Source organism: Mesorhizobium xinjiangense (assembly GCF_009749525.1).
Taxonomy (GTDB): domain Bacteria; phylum Pseudomonadota; class Alphaproteobacteria; order Rhizobiales; family Rhizobiaceae; genus Mangrovimarina; species Mangrovimarina xinjiangensis.
The window spans coordinates 157,686-173,432 of the sequence record NZ_WOAC01000015.1 but is presented as its reverse complement, the minus strand read 5'-3'; the positions used below and the strand labels follow the sequence as shown (position 1 = coordinate 173,432).

The following is a 15,747-nucleotide window of genomic DNA, read 5'->3' as shown; positions in this document are numbered from 1 at the left end:
GCATGGCCGCACGCGGTCAGGCATGGGATGCGTGCGTGCCGGAGCGGCCGTATCGAGGGGACGATCAGGCGTGGATATCGAAACGAACGAGGACATGACGTCGGACAAGGGCGGGGCCCTGGTGATGTTTCCGTTGGCCCGACGGGCCAAGGAAGTGCGTGCGGTCGCTGCCGCGCTGGTTGCCAAGAATTCATGGCGCACCGCCGACACCTATCGCAGCCGGCAATCCGACCGGCTGTTTCGCGAATTGGCAGCACTTGGCCTGGCGGAAGACGTGCAGGATGAAGAGGTCGGCGCCTTTTTCGACGCCGTCGAGCGCGAGGTGGAGGCCATTTTCGGCGCCGAGTTCGAGCTCAACAAGGCCTAGAACATGTCCCGCTCAAACGGAATCGTTTGAGCGCAAGGTGCATGTTCCAGCATATTGATCTGGCGCGCATATCTTTGCTCCAAACGGAACCGTTTGAAGCGAATGCGCGCTAGCACCAGCAATTGCGATTGCTCCCCAGCCTGCGCGGTGAAGGGAGACCATGTGGGGCATGGTGCAGGAGGCTTGCCCCTTTGCGTCCTCATCCCGGAACCGAGGCCAGCAAGGTCTCGCGGGCCGATTTCAGGTGACGGCGGCAGGCCTGCTCGACGGCGGCGCGCTCGCCCGACTTCAGTGCTTCTATATAGTCGAGATGTTCACGCAGCGCCGTTTCGTTGCGCTTGCGCTGTTCGGTCTTGTTCCACTGGTAGTGATAGTGGAAGACCATGGCGATAACGTCATAGAAGTCGATGATGAATCGGTTGTGCGAAGCGCTGTGGACCAGCCGGTGAAAGCGCTCGTCGAGTTCGGAGAAATCCGCGTAGCGCTCGGCGATCCGCGCGATCATCGCATGATGCTCGGCCTCGATCGCATCGAGCGCCCGCCAGTTCGGGTGGTTCGGCGGCAATGAACGGAAGGCGGCGGCCGAGCGCAGCTCGAACATGCCGCGGATCTCCGCCAGCTCGAGGGCGAATTGCCGCGTAAATCCCTTCAGCACCCAGCTTGAATTGCGCCGTTTCTCGATCAGGCCGAAACGGCTGAAGCGGATGAGAAACTCCCGCACGCTCGAGGTGCCGACGCCGAGTTCGCGGGCAAGCTCCAACTCGTTGATCACCCCGCCCGGCGTGCCCTCGGCAGAAAGCAGGCGCCGCATGAAGGCCCTCTCGATAATGGCGGAGACCGGATCGGTTTCTTCCTCGGGAAAATAGTCGTCCGCGGCCGGCCGGCGCAGGGCACGCTTGCTGCGCTTGTTCCATTCGATCAGCCCGTGCTCGTCCATGCGCGACAGGATGGAGCGCACCGTGGTCCGGCTGACGCCGAGGGACGCGCCGAGTTCCGGCTCCGACGGCAGCGCGCCGCCATCGGCGAGCAGCCCGAGACAGCGATTGTAGGCCTGCTTGTAGACATTGCGCGACTTGGCCATGGCAGGCAGATTCCACTGATTGACGCATTTATGTTTTTTGACGATAAAGGACAAAATCGAGGACGCAAGTCCTCACGCAAGCCGCACGCACGCCAACATGCCCGCACCTACCGGGCAGGAGCCAGCCCCAAGCCATGTCGCACTGCATTCTCCTTTCCGACGCCGACAACGTAGCCGTGGCCAACGGCCCGGTGGAGCCGGGAACGCCGCTGCCTGGCGGTGCGGTCGCCGCCGAGCGTGTCGATCAGGGACACAAGGTCGCCGTCAGGTCCATCGCGGAAGGCGCGTCGGTTGTAAAATACGGCCAGGCGATCGGGCGTGCCACGCAGGCCATCGGGCCGGGCGAATGGGTGCACGCGCACAATCTGGTGTTCGACGAGGGTCGGCTCGGGATCGACGCGCCGGCGCCGGCCGTCGCCGCCTCCGATGCCGACCTGACGCGCACATTCATGGGCTATCGCCGCGCCGACGGGCGCGCCGGCACGCGCAACTATATCGGTGTCGTCGCCAGCGTGAACTGCTCGACGACGGTCTGCCGCGCCATTGCAGACGCCGCCAACCGGACCCTTCTACCGCGCTATCCGGGCATCGACGGCTTCGTGCCCATCGTGCATGGCCAGGGTTGCGGCTTGAGCGCCACGGGCGAAGGCATGCGCGTCCTCCACCGCACGCTGGCCGGCTATGTGCGCCATCCGAATTTCGGCGGCGTCTTGATGGTCGGGCTCGGCTGCGAGGTCAATCAGCTTGCGCTCTACGGCCAGCGGGGAATCATCGCCGGAAAGCGCCATTTCAACATCCAGGAGGCGGGTGGATCGCGCAAGTCGGTCGAACGGGCGCTCGGCGTGCTGGAGGAAATCGCCGAGGAGATCGGCGGCCTGGCGCGGGAGCCGATTCCGGTCAGCGAGATCGTGGTCGCCCTGCAATGCGGCGGGTCCGACGGCATGTCGGGCATCACCGCCAATCCGGCCCTGGGGGCGGCTGTCGACATTCTCGCTGCCGCCGGCGGCACCGGCATCCTGGCCGAGACCTCCGAGATCTACGGCGCCGAGCATCTGCTTGCCGCGCGCGCCGAGACGCCGGAGATCGCCGACAAGCTCAACGGCTTCGTCGACTGGTGGAAGGATTATGTCGCCAAACACGGCGCTTCCCTCGACAACAATCCCTCGCCTGGCAACAAGCGCGGCGGCCTGACCACCATTTTGGAGAAATCGCTGGGGGCGGTCGCCAAGGGCGGGCGCACGCCGTTGCGCGGCGTCTATGGTTACGCCGAGCCGGTCACGGGCCGCGGCTTCGTCTTCATGGACACGCCCGGCTACGATCCCGTCTCGGCCACCGGCCAGGTGGCCGGAGGGGCCAATGTCGTCGCCTTCACGACCGGTCGCGGCTCATGTTTCGGCTGCAGGCCGGCGCCCTCGATCAAGCTCGCCAGCAATTCCGCCCTCTACCGGACGATGGAGGAGGACATGGACATCGATTGCGGGCGGATCGCCACGGGCGAGGCGACCATCGAAGAGATGGGCCACCAGATCTTCGACCTGATCGTCGAGACGGCGTCGGGACGCCAGACGAAGAGCGAGGAATTCGGCTACGGCGACAACGAGTTCGTGCCCTGGCATCTCGGCGCCACACTCTGAGGCCATCAAATCCCGGAACGTGCGCGATGCACTGGCAGGGCGAAGGGTTCCGGCGCGGCCCGCGGCGCAAAAAATGGCGGCCGGGCGCCTGCATTAACAGCTGATAAACGAATGATTGCCAAGGTGCGCCTAGCTGGGCTTGGCACGACTTCGCGCCAAAGGCATGACGCCGCGCCCGGTGTCCGGAACATGCCGGATGCACTTCCACCCATTGCCATTGTTACTCGACGTCAGCCCTTGGTGCCGGCAGCGGTCTGCCTGTGCCGTTGCGGATCAGCGTTTCGTGCCGTTCCGCGCGTTTGACAGGGCCGACGAGACGGTCCGGTCGCGACGATGGATGCGTCGGGCCTGATGGCAGGGGAATGGCGAGACATTGCGGATGAACGCTGCCGTAACGGCGCGTTCGGCGGCCGGCTGCGCGGGCGGGGGGCAAGCGCGCCGGCCGTCCCTCCGGGCGCAAGAAGGGGATATTGAGGAGCAAAGGAATGACGTCTGAATTGTCCTGCCCCGTGACCTTGCCGCCCGTCCTCGACATCACGCAGACCACGCCCCTGGCCGCGCAGCTCAACGCTTGCCGCGGAAAGGACGTTGTCGTGGACGCCTCGAATGTCGAGCGCGTGGGCGCACAATGCATCCAGGTTCTTCTGTCGGCGGCAGCGACATGGGCCCAAGACGGTGCCGAACTGATCGTTTCCGAGCCTTCGGCCGCGTTTGCCGAAGGCCTGCAATCCATGGGCCTGGAGATTGCCGACATGACCGTGAGGAGCGCCTGAGATGACCAAGCTGGTCCTGACCGTCGACGATTCGCGCACCATCCGCGAAATGCTGCGCGCCACGCTCGTCGAAGCGGGAATGGAAGTCCTGCAGGCCGAGGATGGCGTGCAGGGGCTCGAAGTGCTCGAAGGTGCGGTGCCCGACGTGATCGTCACCGACATCAACATGCCGCGCATGGACGGGTTCGGCTTTATCGAGGCGGTGCGCGACAGCGCCAGGCATCGCGCAATCCCGATCCTGGTGCTGACCACGGAAAGCGTCGGCGACAAGAAGGACCGCGCACGCCGCCTCGGCGCGACAGGCTGGATTGTCAAACCCTTCGATCCGGCCAAGCTGGTCAACGCCATTCACCGCGTCGCAGCCTGAAGACGGAGTATTGACCGTGGATAGCATGGCCGCAATCAGGCAGACTTTTTTCCAGGAATGCGAAGAACAGCTTGCGGAGCTGGAGACGGGCCTGCTTTCCATCGAAAGCGGAGACAGCGACCACGATACGGTCAATGCCGTCTTCCGCGCCGTGCACTCGATCAAGGGCGGTGCCGGCGCCTTCGGGCTCGACGAACTGGTGCGTTTCGCCCATACGTTCGAGACCGCACTCGACCTCGTGCGAAGCGGCCGGATCGAAGCGGATGCCGCGCTTGTCAGGCTGATGCTGCGATCCTCCGACACGCTGGCCGATCTCGTGCGCGTCTCGCGCGACGGCGGCGCGATGGACGATCAGCGCGTGGCGCACCTGCATGATGAATTGACCAGGATTGCCGATCCGGATGCCGCGACGGCGGCGCCCGCCGTCTCTGCGCCGGAAGCGTCTGTCGATCAGACCGCAAATGCCGGGGAAGCGGGCGATGACGACGGCTTCGTGCCGTTGCAGGTTTCCTTCGACGGGCTGCTGGGCGGCGATGCCGATGCCGAGCCAGTGGCGGCCGACAGCATTTTTCGCATCTGGTTCCGGCCCAAGCCCGAACTCTATGCCAAGGCGAACGACGCGGCCAAGATCCTGCGCGAGATCTGCTCGCTCGGCGAGGCCGATATCGCCTGCGACGTTTCCGCGGTGCCTGTGCTTGCGGAACTGGACCCGGAGGGCGCCTATCTCTCCTGGACGATCCGGCTCGTCACCGGCCTCGGCGAGGACGCCGTGCGTGAGGTGTTCGAATTCGTCGAATTCGACTGCGAATTCACGGTGGAGCAGGAAATGCCGGCCGACCCGGTTTTCGACTTCGAGCCCGAGCCCGTCGCGGCCGTGCTGGATCAGGCGGCGAGCCTGGCCGAAGGCGAGGCGGAGGCTCCGGCCATCCCGCAAAAGGTCATGGACAGGATCGCCGAGGTCGCAGTCAAGGATGCTGCCCCTGCCAAGCCTGCCGCCGGCGGCCAGTCCGCCCAGGCGCAAGCAAGCCAGACCATACGCGTCGACCTCGACCGGGTCGATCGTCTGATCGACCTCGTGGGCGAATTGGTGATCAACCAGTCGATGCTCACCCAGCGCGTCACCGAAGCGGGCATCGCGCGACTGTCGGAGGTTGCTGTCGGTCTCGACGATCTCGAGCAATTGACCCGCGAGATCCAGGACTCGGTCATGGCCATCCGGGCCCAGCCTGTGCGGCCGATCTTCCAGCGTATGTCGCGCGTCGTGCGCGAGGTCGCCGAGATGACCGGCAAGTCGGTGCGCCTTGTCACCGAGGGCGAGGCCTGCGAGGTGGACAAGACGGTGATCGAGCGCCTGGCCGATCCGCTGACGCACATGATCCGCAACGCCATCGACCATGGGCTCGAAACCCCAGAGGAGCGGGTCGAGACCGGCAAGCCGGAACAGGGCTCGGTGCGGCTGACGGCGGCGCATCGCTCGGGCCGCGTCGTTATCGAGGTGGCCGACGACGGCGCCGGCATCAACCGGCAACGCGTGCTCGAAAAGGCGGTCGCCAACGGGCTGGTCGATCCGAATGCCCAGCTCTCCGACGGCGAGATCGACGATCTGATCTTTCACCCTGGTTTTTCCACCGCAGGTTCGGTCTCGGACGTTTCGGGGCGCGGGGTCGGCATGGATGTGGTGAAAAGCTCCATCCAGGCGTTGGGCGGACGCATCTCGATCGCCTCGCAGCCGGGCGCCGGGTCGACATTCACGATGAGCCTGCCGCTGACGCTGGCGGTGCTCGACGGAATGGTGGTCAACGTGGCCGGGCAGACGCTGGTCGTGCCATTGACGGCGATCGTGGAGACCTTGCAGCCCAAGGAGGCGGATGTCCACGGTCTCGGTGAGACGTCGCGCGTGGTCTCCATGCGCGGTGCCTTCCTGCCGCTGATCGACGTCGGCCACGAGCTCGGCTATCGCGAGGCCGAGACCGACCCGCTCGACGGCGTCGCCATCATGGTCGAGACGGAAAATCGCGCCCAGAGCGTCTTGCTGGTCGACAGCATCGTCGGCCAGCAGCAGGTCGTCATCAAGAGTCTCGAGGCCAATTACGGCCATGTCTTCGGCGTCGCCGCGGCAACCATTCTCGGCGACGGCCAGGTCGCCGTCATCGTCGATGTCGATGCGGTCGTCGCCGGCCGGCGTGCCGAACCCGATCTCGCCAATCGCAAGAGGACTGCAGCATGACGCATGTCAACGAACACGATACCGCCTCCAGCAACGAGCTGATCGCCTTCAGGCTCGGCGGACAGGAGTTCTGCGTCGACATCATGTCCGTGCGCGACATTCGCGGCTGGACGCCGACAACGCCGCTGCCGCATTCGCCGGACTATGTGAAGGGGGTGATCAATCTGCGCGGCTCGGTGCTGCCGGTGATCGATCTGGCCGCCCGTCTGGGCTTTAGCTCCACCGAGCCCACGGCGCGCCACGTGATCATCGTCACCCAGGTCGGTACGCAAAGCGTCGGCCTTCTGGTCGATGCCGTCTCCGACATCCTGACTATCACCGACGACAAGATCCAGCCGACGCCGGACGTCGCCTCCGCGCTTGCGCGCTGCTTCATGAAAGGCGTGCTGGCCGTCGAGGGCCGCATGATCAGCCTGATCGGCCTCGACAGCGTGCTGCACACCCATCCCAATCCGGGATCGGTCAATTGATGAGCCAGGCCGCGCATGGGAGGGAAGGAATCGTCGCCGGCGAGTATCTGCTCACGGCCGATGATTTCACGCGCATCGCGGCGCTTCTCCACGACCATGCGGGCATTCATCTCGCCGAGACCAAGGCGGCGCTCGTCTATGCTCGGTTGGCCAAGCGCATTCGTGCCCTGGGTCTGGAAAACTTCCGCGACTATTGCAGCTATGTCGCACGCTCCGACAGTGCCGACGAGCGCCAGCAGATGGTTGCGGCCCTGACCACCAATGTGACGCGTTTTTTTCGCGAAGGGCATCATTTCGAGCATCTGAAGACCAGGGTGCTGCCGCGGCTGCTCGACCATGCGCGCGCCGGCGGCGAGGTGCGCATCTGGTCGGCGGGCTGCTCCAATGGCCAGGAGCCCTACACGATCGCGCTCGTCATCCTGTCCCTGATGCCGGACGTGGCGCGCCACGACGTCAAGATCCTGGCGACCGACATCGATCCCAACATGATCGAGGAGGCGAGAGCCGGCCAATATGGCGAAAGCGCCCTGACGGACCTGCCGAAGGACATGCGCAATCGCTGGTTCCGCAAGATCCCCGGCGCCGGCGCGCCGAACTGGCGGATCGCCGACGAGGCGCGCGAGATCGTCGCCTTTCGCGAGCTGAACCTCTTTGCCCGCTGGCCGATGCGCCGCAGGTTCGACATCGTCTTCTGCCGCAACGTCGTCATCTATTTCGAAAAGGCCAGGCAGGCGGAGCTCTGGCAGCGCTTTTCCGACATCTTGAAACCGCAAGGCCATCTCTATATCGGCCATTCCGAGCGGGTGTCCGGCCAGGCCGCGCAGCATTTCGCGGCCGACGGCATCACAACGTGGCGCCACACCGGGCGGGCCGGCCAATGAAGCCGGTCAGAGTTCTCATCATCGACGACAGTCCGACGATGCGCAAGATCATCGGCTTTGCGCTCAACTGCCATCCCGACATCGAGGTCGTCGGCGAGGCGCCCGACCCGACGGCGGCCTTCCGCATGGTCGACACGCTGGACCCGGACGTCATCACGCTCGACATCGAAATGCCGAGGATGAACGGGCTCGACTTTCTCAAACGGGTGATGAAGCATCGTCCGCGGCCGGTGATCATGGTCTCCAGCCTCACGATCGCCGGTGCGGCAGCGACAATCGATGCGCTGGCAAACGGGGCTTTCGAGTGCATCGGCAAGCCGTCGCTGAAAGACGACAGGTCCTTTGAGGAACTGACCGAGCTGGTGCGTGCCGCCGGAGCGGCCCGCGCCAGCGAGCGGGGTCGTACGCCCGGCCGCAACGAGGCCGCGCTTCACCAGCAGATGACGCGGGCCAGCGAACGCATCATCGCGATCGGCGCATCGACCGGTGGGGTGGAAGCCCTGATCGCGGTGCTGGGCGACTTTCCCGCCGACTGCCCGCCGACGGTGATCGTCCAGCATATGCCGGCCAACTTCACCCGTTCCTTCGCCGAGCGGCTCGACCGGATATGCAAGCCGAAGGTTCAGGAGGCCGTCGACCGCGAACCTGCCCGGCCAGGCACGATCTATATCGCGCCGGGTGGCGACGCCCATCTCGAGGTCGTGCGCCAGGGCGAGGGGCTCGCCTGCCGGCTGCGTGCCCGCGCGCCCGTATCCGGCCATCGCCCGTCGGTCGATGTTCTCATGTCCTCGGTGGCTGCAGCGGCGGGTTGCGACGCCGTCGGCGTGATCCTGACAGGGATGGGCCGCGATGGGGCCGAGGGGATGGCGCAGCTCGCCCGGGCAGGCGCCCGCACCATCGGCCAGGACGAGAACACGTCGCTGATCTACGGCATGCCCCGCGTGGCGTTCGAGATGGGGGGCGTGGCCAGGCAGGTCCCGTTGAACTGGATAGCGCGGGAGATTTTTTCCGTTGGTGTGATAACCAGAGAAGGGGCAATTCCATGTCACTCCTAGCGCAACTCAAGATACTGGTGGTCGACGACACGACCACGAGCCGGCTGTTGTTGCGCGACGCGCTGGAGACGATCGGTTTTCGCAACATCTCGGTGGCGGCCAATGGCGAGGAGGCGATGAAAATGATGACGACCTCGCCGTGTCATTTCATCATCTCCGACATGAACATGCCGAAGATGGACGGGTTGCAACTATTGAAGGCCGTGCGGACCCACAAGGTGTTTGCCCGCACGCCCTTCATGATTTTGACCGGCAATGCCGACCGCAACGTGCTCGAAGAGGGCCGCAAGCTCGGCCTCAACAATTATCTCAACAAGCCGTTCACGCCGGAGGATCTGAAGAAGGCGCTGGAAGCGGTGGTCGGGAGGCTTCAGTGATCCTCAAGGGTCGCCCCGACCGCATACACGTCATTCAGGGCGATTGCATCGTGACCGACGATGCATCCGTCACGCTGACGACCGTGCTCGGATCCTGCGTCGCGGCCTGCATGCGCGATCCCGTGCTCGGCATCGGCGGGATGAACCATTTCCTGCTGCCGGGCGATGGCGAAAATTCCGAGCGAAACGAGGCCGAGCGCTTCGGCGTCTATCTGATGGAACTGCTGGTCAACGGCCTCCTGAAGCGCGGCGCGCGGCGTGACAAGCTCGAAGCCAAGCTGTTCGGCGGCGCGCGCACCATGCAGGGCGTGACCGATGTCGGGGCCAAGAACATCGAGTTTGCGCGCCGCTTTCTCGATACGGAAGCGATTGCTTGTCTCGGCGGCAGCGTCGGCGGCGATCAGGGACGGCGCCTGGAATATCAGCCTTCGACCGGCCGGGCGCGCCAGTTCCTTTTGCCGAGCACCGCCGTTGCGCAAGTCTCCACGCCGCGGCCGGTCCCGGCCCGCGCCGAGAGCGGCACGCTCGAACTGTTTTGACGGACCATCCAATGACGAAGATCGCCGCCGCCATGAAACACCACGACACACAGCGCGAGCCGGCGCGCGACGTCCTGGCGCGCATCGAAGCCGAGCTCTGCGACATTGCGCGGGCGATCGACCGCAACCAGGCTGTGATCGCATCGGCTGCCGCAGGCTTGCCGAACGTGGCGCCGTCGGTCTTGTGCGCGGTCCAGGAGGCCGACCTGCTGTCGCAGAAGGTTGCCGGCATCGCCGATTTCATTGCCGCTTGCCGCGATGGTCTGCCGCGCGATCTCGACATCGATGCCGGCGCCGCACTCGCCGGCGTGAAGCTGGCTGGCCTCCGCCGCCGGCTTGCTTCCACAGACGGTTCGGCCCTGGCCGACGCGGATACCGACTTCGGAGATTGCGATCTCTTTTGAGGCAGGGCGCAGAGTCGGCCGGGACTATCGCTTTGCCGCAAGACGGGCTATTCGGGACGCGTCCAACCGTCCGTAGGTAGATCGTGGTTAGATCGGTGTTTGCCAATCGTCTTGTGGCGCTGCTCGGCGTGGCCGCCGTCACAATCGCGGCGGCGATCACGGCCTGGCTCATCGCTGTCGAAGCAGGCAAGCGGCGCCTCGAAGCCTCGCTCGAGCAGGAACTGGGCGTGCTGGAGCGCTCTGTCGAAAGCGAGATCGAGCGCTTCCGCTACCTGCCCGCCGTCATCGGGCGCGACGGCCGGATCGTCGCGGCCTTGAAGGCGGGAGACCCGGCGGCCATCGCCACGGCCAATCGCTATCTCACCGAGATCCGCGCCCTGTCTCAGGCCGACGAACTCTATGTCATGACGCGCGAGGGGCTGACCGTTGCAGCGAGCAATCACGGTGAGCCTGGCAGCTTCGTCGGCCAGAACTACCGCTTCCGCCCCTATTTCAGCGATGCGCTGGCCCAAGGCGAGGGCCGTTACTATGCGGTGGGCGTGACGACCGGCATTCCCGGCTATTTCCTCTCCTCCGTCATTCGCGATGGCAACCGCGTCATCGGCGTTGCCGTGGCCAAGGTCGATATGGCTGAGCTCGAGGCGGCCTGGCATCAGCCCGATGCGCCGACGGCGCTTGCCGACGAGGACGGCGTGGTCTTCCTCTCCGGCTACCGGCCATGGAAGTACCGACCGCTGACCGGCCTCGGCGAGGAGGTGCTGGCAGAGATCGAACGCACGCGCAAATATGACGGCATTGACCTGGCGGCGGTGCGGCCGATCTTCGCCGGTATCGAAATCATGCCGGCGCAGGCGGTGCTGGAGGACCGGGACGAGGAATTTCTGCTGCGAAGCGCCAGGCTGGGACCCGATGAATGGCGCCTGATCAGGGCGGCAAGCCTCGGGCCGATCTATGGCGGCGCTCATCTTGTCGCGCTCACCGCCTTGCTCGCCGGCCTCCTCGTCTACGGCACCGGCGTCTATGTCAGTCAGCGCCGGCAACTCATCCGCGCCAAGCTCGACGCGCATGACCGGCTGGAAAAGCGGGTGGAGGAACGCACCTCCGAGCTCAATCGCGAAATCGAGGAGCGCCGGCGTGCCGAGGCGGAGCTGCGCGAGGCGCAGGAAACGCTGATCCAGACGGCCAAGCTCGCCGCGCTCGGGCGCATGTCGACGGCGATCGTGCACGAGGTGAGCCAACCGCTTTCGGCCCTGGAGAACACGCTTGCGACCGCCGGTGTGCTGGCCGAGCGGGGCGACGCGGGCGCGGTCGGCGGCAAGATGAAATCGGCGCGCGAACTGGTGCGCCGCATCCAGCGTACGGTCAGGCATCTGAGGTCCTTTGCCCGCAAGGACAAGGGAGCGACCGAGGTGGTCTCCGTCGCGCAGAGCATCGCTGCCGCTGTCGAGATCGTGCAGCACCGGGCCGACCAGCTTGGCGCGGCGATTGCCATCGACGTGCCGTCCTCGATGAAGGTCGCCGCAGGCGCGGTGCGGCTGGAGCAGGTCATCCTCAATCTGCTGGTCAATGCGCTGGATGCCGTTTCGGACGTGGATGCGCCGGCGATCGAAATTGCCGCGGCGGCGCGCGACGACATGATCGAGATCGCCGTTCGTGACAACGGACGCGGCATTCCCGCCGATCTGGCCGGACGCGTGTCGGAACCGTTCTTCACGACAAAGCAAACAGGAGAGGGCCTGGGGCTCGGCCTGTCGATCTCGCGCGCCATCGTCGGCGAATTCGGCGGCGCACTGAGCTTCCGCTCGAGTGAGGGCGAGGGGACGACCTTCCTTGTCGCACTGCCGGCGGCACAATCGGCGAGGGAGGCGGCGGAATGAAAGTTCATCCCGCCGCCCTTGGGTCGTCAGGCAGCTGCGTCGAGAACAGATACGACAACGCGCTTGCCAAGAACGGCAAGCGCCGCCTCGAGGGCACTTGCCTTCGTATGATGGTCGGGATCGAGGATGCGTCGCGCCTCGGTCTCGGCCTTGCCCAGACGTCGGGCCAGCTCGGCTTTCGGCATGCCCGAGGCCGTGAAGGCCTCGATAACGGCGAGCTTCAGTGCATCGGTCACATCAACCGATATTTCGGAGCGGTCCTCGCCGGGTTCCGCTACCGGGCGCGGAAGCGCAAGCCCCTTTGCCAGGTAACCGCGAAGCGCCATGCCAAGCGCATCGGCCGCATTGTCCTTGGCTTCAGTAAGGTCGTTACCGCTGGTCAGCGCCTCCGGAACGTCCGGGAAGCTGACCAGATACCCGCCATCAGGATCGGGTTCGACAACGGCCAGGAAAGTATAATCCATTCACGTGTTGCTCCTTTCCAGTGTTGCGATGTCTGTGAGGCCCGCAGAAGGGGGGCATTCGACTCCCAACTGCTTCTTAATGCGCCTCACAATGGACGGGCTAAGTTCGCCAGATTGGACCGTTGTCCACTTCTCTCCGAACTCAACCCGATAGTGAGACCCTTTCCCCCTTCCGGAGATCACCTGGAACTTCACATCCGCCTTTCTGGCTGTCTTGCGCAGTTCCCGGATCAGGTCTTCTCGGTTCATCGAGCTGCCTCCGAAGCCAAAAGAGTCGCACAAAATTGTTCGAGATACAATACAAAAATGTGCGGAAATAAGCATAAAATTGTGCGCCGTGCGGGGCATTTACCGGAGGCGGCGGAATGAATGCCTATCCTGCGGCCAGTCCAAGGGACTTGGCAAGCTTCCGAGGCTCCCGGATCAGGGCTTCCCGCTTCATTTCCTATATCCGAAGCGCGGAACAGAAACCGCACATGATTGTGCGGTATGCAAACGCAATCGCATATATATGTACGAGAAATTGAGGGTCGAATGAGCCGTGGAGCGATCCTGTTCGTCGACGACGAACCCGAACTGCGCGAATCCGCCGGCGAATGGCTCACCGTCTCGGATTTCGACGTGTGCCTGGCCGCGGATGCAGGCGAAGCGCTTGGCCTGCTTTCGGCGGAACGCTTCGATGCGCTGGTCACCGATGTGCGCATGCCCGGCATGGACGGGCTCGCCCTGCTCGATGCCATAAGGCGCACCGACATTCGCCTGCCGGTTATCCTATTGACGGGGCATGGCGATGTGCCGCTGGCTGTCGACGCCATGCGGCGCGGCGCGCATGATTTTCTCGAAAAGCCCTATGATGCCGACCATCTGGTGGCGGTCCTGGACCGGGCCGTTGCCGAGCGGCGCCTGCATGGCGAGTTGGAACGTTTGCGCAAGACATCGGATACGACGTCCGATCTCGAGACACGGCTCGTCGGCTCCGCCGCCTCCATCGCGCTCATCCGCGAGCGCATTCGCCAACTGGCCGACGTCAATGTCGACGTCCTGATCATGGGCGAAACCGGCACCGGCAAGGAGGTCGTCGCACGCGCCCTGCACGACACCGGCCGTCGCCGCGCCCGCCCGTTCGTGGCGCTCAACTGCGCCGCCATTCCCGAATCCGTGTTCGAGGCGGAACTGTTCGGCCATGAACGCGGCGCGTTCACCGGCGCGGTCCAGGCACGCACCGGCCGCATCGCCCATGCCGATGGCGGCACGGTGTTTCTCGACGAGATCGAATCCATGCCGCCGGCATTGCAGGCCAAGCTTCTGCGCGTCATCCAGGAACGCATCGTCGAGCCGATCGGCTCCAACCGGCAGATGCCGGTCGATGTGCGCTTCATTGCCGCCACCAAGGTTGACCTGAAGGCCGAAAGCGAGGCCGGCGGCTTCCGCTCCGATCTCTATTTCCGCTTGTCTACGGTGACGCTGGCCATTCCGCCGCTGCGCGAACGGCGCGAGGACATCGCGCTCCTCTTCGTTCATCTGTGCAACGAGGCCGCAAAGCGGCATTCGCTTGAGCCGCCGGCCGTTCCGGCCAACCTTCTGGCGGCCCTGGGCACTGCGGCGTGGACCGGCAATGTCCGCGAGCTGAAAGCCGCCGCCGAACGCTGCGTTCTCGGCCTGCCGCTCGATATCGGCCCGCAGGACGGTACCGGTGCGGCCGAGTTAAACGGTCAGGCATCGCTGCCGCAGCAGGTCGCGGCGTTCGAAGCCGCCGTCATCCGGCAGGCGCTCGACGCCCATGCCGACAATGTCCAGGCGGCCAGCGCGGCGCTGGGCATCCCGCGACGCACATTGAGCGAGAAGATCGCGCGCCTGGGCCTGCGCAACGGCGATCGTGACGGCACGCCGTGACATGCACATTTCGGCGGAATTTTGCCCTGCTTGCGTGCCTATTTGGCAGGATATTGCCACGACATCGCGTGACGCAGGACCCAAAAAGGCGCAACAAACCGCCGATTGGCCTGTTTCTGCCCCGTGCCGGCACTTGGCACGCGATCTGCATTGACGCACATTGACTGCACGTCCGCTCAGGGCGGCAGGAGGAACCAAGGGAGGATTCTGCATGAAACTGGTATCCACGAAACTCGTCGTCGCCGGCATGGTCGCCGCGTCGCTCGGCCTCGGCACGATGGCCGCCAAGGCGGACGAATTCATCAATGTGCTGACCGGCGGCACCTCGGGCGTCTATTATCCGCTCGGCGCCGCGCTGGCGAAGATCTACGGCGAGAAGATCGACGGTGCGCGCACCCAGGTGCAGTCGACGAAAGCTTCGGTCGAAAACCTCAACTTGTTGCAGCAGGGCAAGGGCGAGATCGCCTTCGCGCTCGGCGACTCGGTCAAGTCGGCCTGGGAAGGCGACGAGGAAGCCGGCTTCTCGAAGAAGCTGGACAAGCTGCGCGGCATCGCCGCCATCTATCCCAATTACATCCAGATCGTCGCCTCGAAGGAATCCGGCATCACTGATTTCGCCGGCCTGAAGGGCAAGAGCCTGTCCGTTGGCGCGCCGAAATCGGGCACCGAGCTCAACGCGCGGCGCATCTTCGAGGCGCTCGGCATGAGCTATGACGACCTCGCCAAGACCGAATACCTGCCCTTCGGCGAATCCGTCGAACTGATCAAGAACCGCCAGCTCGACGCCACGCTGCAGTCGGCCGGACTGGGCGTTTCCTCGATCAAGGATCTGGCCACCTCGCTGCCGATCCAGGTCGTGTCCGTACCGGCCGAAGTGGCCGAGACGCTCGGCGCGCCCTTCCAGTCGGCGACGATCCCGGCTGGCACCTATGACGGCCAGGATGCCGACGTGCCCACGCTTGCGATCACCAACATCCTTGTCACCCATTCGGACGTTTCCGAAGAGACCGCTTACGAGATGACCAAGCAGCTCTTCGAGAACCTGCCCGACATGGTCGCCGCGCATGCCGCCGCCAAGGCGATCAGCGCCGACAAGGGCGCCAAGGGCGTGCCGATCCCGCTGCATCCGGGCGCGGAACGCTACTACAAGGAACAGGGCCTCCTGTAGGACGCGCTGCTTCGTCGGCGTCATCCCAGCCGTCCGGACGTGGCGAGGGAGAGCCGGGACCCTTTCTGGAACGTCATGTTCACGAAATGGATCCCGGCCTGCTTTCACGTCATGGCGGCTTGTGGGATGGCGCGGCGAACGCGAGCCGCCTCTCCCACGGGAGGGCGTGA

At 65.0% G+C, this 15,747-nt stretch carries 16 protein-coding genes; 14 read left to right on the top strand and 2 right to left on the bottom strand.

Annotated elements, in window-relative coordinates; translation table 11 throughout:
* Positions 1–70 precede the first annotated feature (70 nt).
* A complete protein-coding gene (locus GM909_RS17035; RefSeq protein WP_157017986.1) occupies positions 71–367 on the top strand; it encodes a DUF6074 family protein in 297 nt (98 codons plus the stop codon).
* Between the two features lie 199 nt (positions 368–566).
* Here GM909_RS17035 and GM909_RS17030 read toward each other — a convergent pair whose 3' ends face one another.
* Positions 567–1,448, bottom strand: a complete 882-nt coding sequence (locus GM909_RS17030; RefSeq protein WP_157017984.1) for a GntR family transcriptional regulator — start codon at positions 1,446–1,448, stop codon at positions 567–569.
* Positions 1,449–1,582: 134 nt separating this feature from the next.
* Here GM909_RS17030 and GM909_RS17025 point away from each other — a divergent pair, with 134 nt between their 5' ends.
* The 11 genes from GM909_RS17025 (at position 1,583) to GM909_RS16975 (ending at position 12,052) form a co-directional block, all read left to right on the top strand.
* Positions 1,583–3,082 carry a UxaA family hydrolase gene (locus GM909_RS17025; RefSeq protein WP_157017982.1) on the top strand — a complete coding sequence of 500 codons (1,500 nt, stop codon included), beginning with the start codon at positions 1,583–1,585 and terminating at the stop codon, positions 3,080–3,082.
* Positions 3,083–3,567: 485 nt separating this feature from the next.
* Entirely contained in the window at positions 3,568–3,855 is a 288-nt protein-coding gene (locus GM909_RS17020) for an STAS domain-containing protein (protein WP_157017980.1), read from the top strand.
* Between the two features lies 1 nt (position 3,856).
* Positions 3,857–4,222 carry a response regulator gene (locus GM909_RS17015; protein WP_157017978.1) on the top strand — a complete coding sequence of 122 codons (366 nt, stop codon included), beginning with the start codon at positions 3,857–3,859 and terminating at the stop codon, positions 4,220–4,222.
* A gap of 25 nt (positions 4,223–4,247) precedes the next feature.
* Complete coding sequence (locus tag GM909_RS17010) at positions 4,248–6,449, top strand: chemotaxis protein CheA (protein ID WP_157018035.1); 2,202 nt, start codon at positions 4,248–4,250, stop codon at positions 6,447–6,449.
* On the top strand, positions 6,446–6,919 hold the full coding sequence (locus GM909_RS17005) for a chemotaxis protein CheW (RefSeq protein WP_157017976.1): 474 nt from the start codon (positions 6,446–6,448) through the stop codon (positions 6,917–6,919). Before GM909_RS17010 ends, GM909_RS17005 begins: the two co-directional genes overlap by 4 nt.
* Positions 6,919–7,800, top strand: coding sequence for a CheR family methyltransferase (locus GM909_RS17000; protein ID WP_157017974.1), 882 nt, complete (start codon positions 6,919–6,921; stop codon positions 7,798–7,800). The genes GM909_RS17005 and GM909_RS17000 overlap by 1 nt, the downstream gene beginning before the upstream one ends.
* Positions 7,797–8,855 (top strand): protein-glutamate methylesterase/protein-glutamine glutaminase, encoded by a 1,059-nt coding sequence (locus GM909_RS16995; protein ID WP_157017972.1) that lies wholly within the window; start codon positions 7,797–7,799, stop codon positions 8,853–8,855. Before GM909_RS17000 ends, GM909_RS16995 begins: the two co-directional genes overlap by 4 nt.
* Positions 8,843–9,232 (top strand): response regulator, encoded by a 390-nt coding sequence (locus GM909_RS16990; RefSeq protein ID WP_157017970.1) that lies wholly within the window; start codon positions 8,843–8,845, stop codon positions 9,230–9,232. The genes GM909_RS16995 and GM909_RS16990 overlap by 13 nt, the downstream gene beginning before the upstream one ends.
* The gene (locus GM909_RS16985; protein ID WP_235911947.1) at positions 9,229–9,771 is read left to right on the top strand and encodes a chemotaxis protein CheD; all 543 of its coding nucleotides are present in this window, start codon (positions 9,229–9,231) and stop codon (positions 9,769–9,771) included. Before GM909_RS16990 ends, GM909_RS16985 begins: the two co-directional genes overlap by 4 nt.
* An 11-nt stretch (positions 9,772–9,782) precedes the next feature.
* A complete protein-coding gene (locus GM909_RS16980; RefSeq protein WP_157017968.1) occupies positions 9,783–10,175 on the top strand; it encodes a hypothetical protein in 393 nt (130 codons plus the stop codon).
* A 95-nt stretch (positions 10,176–10,270) separates the two neighbouring features.
* A complete protein-coding gene (locus GM909_RS16975) occupies positions 10,271–12,052 on the top strand; it encodes a sensor histidine kinase (protein ID WP_157017966.1) in 1,782 nt (593 codons plus the stop codon).
* A gap of 26 nt (positions 12,053–12,078) precedes the next feature.
* Here the strand turns inward: GM909_RS16975 and GM909_RS16970 are convergent, their stop codons facing one another.
* Positions 12,079–12,516, bottom strand: coding sequence for a type II toxin-antitoxin system HicB family antitoxin (locus GM909_RS16970; RefSeq protein WP_157017964.1), 438 nt, complete (start codon positions 12,514–12,516; stop codon positions 12,079–12,081).
* A gap of 534 nt (positions 12,517–13,050) precedes the next feature.
* Between GM909_RS16970 and GM909_RS16965 the strand changes: the two genes are divergently transcribed.
* Together GM909_RS16965 and GM909_RS16960 are read left to right on the top strand one after the other, a co-directional pair.
* Positions 13,051–14,409 (top strand): sigma-54-dependent transcriptional regulator, encoded by a 1,359-nt coding sequence (locus tag GM909_RS16965; protein ID WP_157017962.1) that lies wholly within the window; start codon positions 13,051–13,053, stop codon positions 14,407–14,409.
* Between the two features lie 211 nt (positions 14,410–14,620).
* Positions 14,621–15,577, top strand: a complete 957-nt coding sequence (locus GM909_RS16960) for a TAXI family TRAP transporter solute-binding subunit (RefSeq protein ID WP_157017960.1) — start codon at positions 14,621–14,623, stop codon at positions 15,575–15,577.
* Positions 15,578–15,747: the final 170 nt, after the last annotated feature.